At 66.1% G+C, this 6465-nt stretch carries 5 protein-coding genes; all 5 read right to left on the reverse strand.

The window, feature by feature from the left end:
* Nucleotides 1-68: 68 nt before the first annotated feature.
* Nucleotides 69-641: an ATP-binding domain-containing protein gene (locus tag HII36_RS22305; protein WP_173525171.1), complete on the reverse strand. Its 573-nt coding sequence runs from the start codon at nt 639-641 to the stop codon at nt 69-71.
* A gap of 964 nt (nt 642-1605) precedes the next feature.
* A complete protein-coding gene (locus HII36_RS22310; protein ID WP_173525172.1) occupies nt 1606-1944 on the reverse strand; it encodes a hypothetical protein in 339 nt (112 codons plus the stop codon).
* Between the two features lie 568 nt (nt 1945-2512).
* Nucleotides 2513-3424 carry a Mu transposase C-terminal domain-containing protein gene (locus tag HII36_RS55810; protein ID WP_217369816.1) on the reverse strand — a complete coding sequence of 304 codons (912 nt, stop codon included), beginning with the start codon at nt 3422-3424 and terminating at the stop codon, nt 2513-2515.
* Nucleotides 3418-5019: a DDE-type integrase/transposase/recombinase gene (locus HII36_RS55815; protein ID WP_217369817.1), complete on the reverse strand. Its 1602-nt coding sequence runs from the start codon at nt 5017-5019 to the stop codon at nt 3418-3420. Before HII36_RS55815 ends, HII36_RS55810 begins: the two co-directional genes overlap by 7 nt.
* Before the next feature lie 962 nt (nt 5020-5981).
* A partial coding sequence (locus HII36_RS22325) for a DUF2809 domain-containing protein (RefSeq protein WP_217369818.1) occupies nt 5982-6465 on the reverse strand: 484 nt, incomplete at its 5' end.

Here is a 6465-nt window from a genome sequence, read left to right on the forward strand (position 1 = left end):
TTGCCACCGGCCTAACCCGGTCAGCTCCCACCGACACCACGATCTGTAACCCCTATCTGCAAAGATCTCTACAGATACGGAACCTCGTCACGCGCCAGGATCCCGGCAACACGATCGCTGTGATTCTTGTGAACAACCAGCATCAGCAACTGCTCAGCCCTTGAAACTCCAACGTAGAGCACTCGCTTGGCTTCTGAACTGGTGCCCTCCTCCCAGTGATCGAGCGCAGTAAGACCTTCCGTGTCACGGAACAAGCTTTTGGGCATCACCAGCCCCACCGCTGGCGCTTGGCGCCCCTTGGCACCGTGAATGGTGGACCACTGCAGGCCGCTACTCGGATTGCCGAGGCCCCGGCCGGTCCACTGCTCCGCGGTGGGAGCTTGGAGACGGGCGAACTCGCCGGGCGGAGACATTGCGCCTCGGTCTTCGGCCTCGACACCAAGACCGCCATCCACTACGCCGACTCCGCCCGGCAACTCCTGATCACGGCTGCCGAGGAACAAGACCCCGCCAGTTCCAGCGAACCCAAGGGTCAAAACCATCCATAGAACGTGAAGACCCTTGAGTTCATCCTGAAGACCCTTCAGTTCGCGTGAACTCTGGGAAATCAAGGGGGTCAGACACATAAGCCCCAAACCCACATTGGGATGATCTTGGTGACGGTGGCTGAGCGGGTGGAGGGCGTTGAAGGTCCCGAAGCTTCGAGCCGTCTCCAGCAGCGAAGCAGTGCGGATGGGTCTGTGGCGGATCGACGCAGTGCTACGGCGAGCACCATGGCAGCGACGCCCGGCTCGGGCCAGCCCCACTCGATGCAGTAGCTCGTCTCCGCCCTGCAGCCGCTTGGAATGTACGAGGGTGACGGCCGGCCAGGCCAAGCATGGCGCCAAGGCCGAGCGCCTCGGCCAGCGGCGCTACCAGTGCGCCTGGATGACGTGCTGCTGGGCGCGGCCCGGATCGAGGCGACCCTCGCCTGCGGGAGGGTCGGCCCTGGCTGAGGCACACGACCAGTAGCTGGTCACCACAGGGGTCCGCGACGATCCAGGTCAAGCTGACCGGCTTCCTGTAGTGGCAGACGTTGTGGATCTCCGGGCCGTTGCGGCTGGTCGCGCAGGAAGGTTCTCGAAGTTCGCGCCGCCAGAGGGCCGCAGCGAGCAGGGCTCATTCAGCCTGGTCGTATCGGTGCCCGACGACGCCGACACCCGGCTGGCCGCCTACCTGGGGGCGCCGACCTGAGTAGCACGCGTTTCGCAATCTTGGGTCGGCAGGACCATCCCCATGAGGAACCGGGTCCCGGTAGCTACTGAACCGAGGTGATCTCGAGGCAGGAGCGTGGGTACATCTCGGGAAAGAAGGCGCGATCACGGGGAGCTGCCCTGCGGTCAACTCCGGTGAGGAAAGAGGCGGCCCCACTGCGGGATTGCCTCCGCTCGTCTAGAGATCTTTGATGTAGCTGGCGGACCGCCACTACTGCTTGAAGATCACATATCTCATGATCCGTCGCTCGGAAGGCTCGGCGTGGCCGCCAGCATTACAGCAGGAACGGCCCCCGGCGCAAGAGGCGCAAGCCGGGGGCCGTTATATCTGACTGACAGTAGACAGCATGAATTATGTCATATCAAGCCACCCTATTTGGCGTCTGATAGAGATCTCCTCGTCACCTTCCAGCCAGGCTAGTTCGAGTTGCTCGCCATACCACTCGTAGCTTCCCTGCTCCAACTCCGCGACTATCTCATCGACAGCCTCGTCGTCAAGGACATCCCATACTCGCCAACTTCCCGCATGGTCGGGGATCGCTTGAAAGATCTGAATATACGAGTTGCGGGATCCGTCGCCATACGTCAGGGTCCCTGCCTTGATCAGGATATAGCTCACCGAGCTCGTGGTTACGTTGACAGCTCTGGCTAGCCTGCCATCGAGACTCATCAGTCTATTTGAATCAGCCACGGCCGCTCCTCACTAGCGTCGTTTTCTCCTTGGCGGCTTGTGGTATACGTGGTAGTTGTTCGCACCCTTCTTATCCCATTTCTGTTTCTTGCTACCTCACCATCGACGGCCTGGACCGCGTAACCGACCAGCGCAAGCGCATCCGGCTCCGGGGCCGGATCCATGCTGCGGCTCGGGTCGCCGCCGAGGGATGCCACACCACCTACTACGCCACCGACTCAGCCCTCACCATCGGCATCCAGGCCCCCGACGCCCAAGAACGCATCAACCAGCTCCGCAATGCGCTGTCCAGGCTCATCACCAAACATGGCTGGACTACCAGGGACGAGCCTCGCTGACCAGTGCCTCATTGCTTAGCGGGAATTCCCGGCCGAATATGACCAGGACCCCATGCAGCGCCTGAGCCCTCGGACTGCGTGCCAGGTATTCGGCCAACGTCAAGCGCGGCGCGCCGATGAAGGACCCCCGGGATTGCCGCCACTGCTGCCAGCCCCCCCAGGTCGTGCGGTCAGGTGGCGGTCCGGCCCGCAGGAAAGGGATCAGCGGGCTGCCGCCCAGGCTGTTGTGGTCATCCGTGCTCGGCCGGGCCACGATCCTCCTCATCGTCGTCGGGCAGGATGAACACGTTGCGTTCCCGGAAACTCGACCCCAGCGGGGGCGGCGGTTTCGGGGTGACCGGGACGGCCGCCTCGCGCCTGCGGCGGCGTTCGGCGTCGATGCTGTCGATGGTCTGCTGGGCCCGCTGCGGCCAGCGCAGCGCGGTCAAGTTCGACCGGTCCCCGGCTGTCGAGGCAGCTGGCCCAGTGCCGTCGCCGGGCGGGTTCTGCGCGGGTCGGTCGGTTTGGGCGGCATCTGCCTGGGCGATTTCGCGCGCGTGGTCGGTGCGTTGGGTCTTGGTCATCTGAGTCGGCCATTGGCTGACGGGGATCTTTGAGCCGATCAGCTCCAGCAGCACCGGCAGCAGCTCGGCATCGGACTTGGGCTTCAGCCCGCAGGCTGCGGCCTTCTTCAGCAGGTCACGAACCCGTGCGTCGCCGAAGGCGGGCATCTGCCCGACCGGCGGCAGCCCGCTCCAGCCCAAGGTGTGCCAGGCGTGAGTGATCGGGTCCTGGAAGAACACCCGGCGTCGGTCGCGGGGATCACGGCGAATGACCCACTGGCCTTTGTGCCTGCCGCCCCAGATGGAGGTGGCGCCGCGGTACTCCTCCAGGGCGCCGCCGTCGTACCAAAGTCCGCGGATCTTCACCCCGCGGCGGGAGATCCGGGTGATGTGGTGGACCGGCAGGAGCTCATAGAACAGTTCGGGTGAGGGGATCTGCATCGCGAACCCGGTCTGGGCGAACGAGGCCGCGAACAGCGTGTTGGAGCTGTGGGTGCCGTCGGGATCCCAGGCCGGGGCGTACTCGCCCAAGGCCCGCCGCTGCCAGACGCTCACGATCCATGTGGCGACCACATGCTCGAGATCCTCCATCGTCAGCATTGCGTCCGAGGCCGGTCTGCGCCCCGGTCGGCGACGTCCACCCCGGTGTAGCCGACCAGCCGCTCGAACAGCAGCTGCCTGATCACTCCGAAAGCACGTTCGCAGGCGGCCTTGTCCTGGGGCCGCAGGACCCGAGCGGGGAGGATGTTGCAGCCCAGGACTCTCTGGGCTTCCACGAGGGCGTGGTTTCGATAAACGCTGCCGTGGCCGGTGGTGACCGTCTCCGGGGTGAGGAATGGCAGGCCTGCGACCTTGTGCCCGGCGAACTCGGCCACCACCGCCGCCGGGATACCCGGGTAGGGCCACTCCGGTTCCTCACCCCAGTCCTCGCGCATCGGCAGCGGCATCATCACATCGCGCAGCAGCATCGCCACGTCCACCGAGGTGTCGGAGACCAGCGTCAGCCGGAACGCGCAGAGCGCGTGGGAGTAGACGTCCAAGGCGAGGGCGAGATGGCATTTCACCGGGTCGCCGAACACCCCGTCCCGGACCATCACCGGCAGCACCGTGGTGTCCAGCGCCACCACCTGGCCTGGCCGGTGCACCAGCACGTGCCCGTTCTTGACCGGCAGCTCCGCCGACCGGGCGTAGCGCTGGCGTGCTCCGCTGGGGCCAAACCACTCTCGCCAGACCCGGCAGAGCGTCTGATAGCTGGGGACCGCGGTGTCTGGGCCGAAGGTCTCCCGGACATACTGGTGGATCATGCTCTCTTTGGTGCGCATGCTCACCTTCTCCCGGCGCAGCGTCTCTTCGCGGACCGCGAAGATCGCCTCCCGGACCTCCTCGGTGACCGTCGGGTGGCCGCCGCTCTGGCGCAGCCACCGATCGTCCGCGCAGCCGACCAGGCCGAACTGCCGCCGTGCGTTCTCCCAGCGGATCAACGTGTGAAGACTGACGGCGTCCAAGGCCAGCAGCTTGGCCTGGTGCCGGTCCATCGCAGCCAGTTCCGCCACCTTCGCCCGGCGCCGGCCGGTCAAGGTCGTGCTGTCCGGGTCGTACTCCGGCTTGGGCTCACCAGGTCCGGGCCGGAACCGATCTCCGCTGCGGAATCCTGTTGCGACTTCCAGCAGGTGTGCCATCCGCAGTTCGGCCAGTTCACGCCGACCGGGCTTCAGGTCCTCCAAGGTCTTGGGCTGGCGGCCCCGGTCCGCCCCCGAGGCCTCCGTCCGTGATGATGGCCAGCAGTTCGGGTGGTTGGCCAGGAACCGCAGGCTGACGTGCTGCCGGGCGCCATCGGCTGCCACCAGGTGAACACGGCCGAGATGCGGTTCCCGCCGCTCGACCTCCCACTCCACCCCGTCCAGCACCACGGCGGCGCCCGCCGACAGCTCCAGCACCGCGCCCCCCGGCCTCACGCGATCACCCCGGGGACCAGCGGCGACCGCCAGCGGCTGAGCCAGGTCCGTTCCCAACTGGCGGTGCCAGAGCAGGTGCAGCAGTTGAGCCCGGGCCACCGGCTCGCATCCACTCGCTACCGCGATCTGCCCGAACCGCGCACCCGGCCGGGCCGCCGCAGCAAGCAGGCCAGGCCGCAGGCCCAGCGGGTCCGACAACGGCCGGCGCTGCGAGGACAACGCGTCCAGCGTGGCCGGCACGTGCTCTTTCCACCCCCCGCCACCGCAAATCGCCAGCCACACGCGACCGCGACCTCGGCCGCCGCGGCGAACGATTCCAGATCCGTCTCGCCGATCAACCGAACGGGACGCACATCAATCAGCCAAGTCCCCGATCTCGTCACGGCCAGGAAATCGGGGGTGTGCTCCCGGTCTCCGGTGGAGGAGCCGAACCGCAACCGCAACGGCTGCGAGACGACATCGACCAGATCGCCCGCGAAGTCCAGGGCCAACAAGAGCCTGGCCTCCTCCAGACTCTCGAACCCATGATGGCGACCTGTACTGACCATGTACTGCAGCCCTGGGCGGTGACGCTGACTCCGCCGCCAGGAGAACCAGCGGATCGGGCCGCCATCGACCGCCGGCCGTCGTACGAGTTCCCGGACCGAGCACGAGATCAAATCGCGGCCTGACCTCCAGGTCACCGACCACCGGTCGGTCCACCCCTCGCTCAGGTCCAGGCCAGACGCACCTGCCTCCACCGCGACTGGGGCCAGCAGGCCATCCCACCCTGCCGAGTGCGACCACAGCGGATCAGCCCGACCCACTCCGCTATCACCCTCAACGTCCACGGACCACAGCAAACCGCACACGAACCGCTACTGTTCGTCGATCGCAAGAATCGGTGTTCCAAGAAAGCCTGAAAAACTACCGCCCGGTGCCAACTACCGCGAGAAATCGGTCGCAACAAGCGTGAGCCGACTTACCCCGGACCGCAAGGTCAGGGCACCCCATCGGTTCCAACTATCTCGATCAGGCTCACCGTGTCAGACTGAATTCCAAGAGCCCATGCCGGACTTGGAAGAACGACACTGCTGACTGCGGTCAAAGAGAATCGCGACGCGCCCGGCCTGTCCTGAGATGCGGCGGTCCTGCTATGCGACGGATGGCCGCCGCGCGGCACGAACCCGATGACCTCACTGCTGTGGGGGGCATCCGCACCGTCAGCGTGCCGGTGGAATGGCATTCGAGGGTCCGCCGGTCTGATCTCCGGATCGGACCGATCGGCGTTCCCAGGCCAGAGCCACGACCACGCCGATGGCATAGGCGACCAGGTCCCACGGGTCGGGGAACGCGCCGACCAGGACACCGCCGATGCCCGGCGGGGTCATGCCGACTATTTGGTAGAACTCGACGGCGGCGGCGATTGCGGCCGTGGCTAGGGCGCGGCGTACGGCGGCGGTGCGCCACAGCAGCCCCAAGAACGCGTAGACCAGCATGGTGGCGCCGACGTCACTCACGTAACCGCGGATGAACGGTTCTCCCGGGCCCCGGTAGAAGAGGGTGAACGCGCCGACGGCGAGGGCAACGCCACCCAGAAGGACCATGGCGCGGCGCATGAGATTGACATCTTCTCCGAACTCGGCGATCAGGACGAACCTGATCATAGAGCTCGTCCCTGATGGCGGCGTGCTGATTGCGTCAGGT

This window comes from Nonomuraea antri (assembly GCF_013283785.1).
GTDB lineage: Bacteria > Actinomycetota > Actinomycetes > Streptosporangiales > Streptosporangiaceae > Nonomuraea > Nonomuraea antri.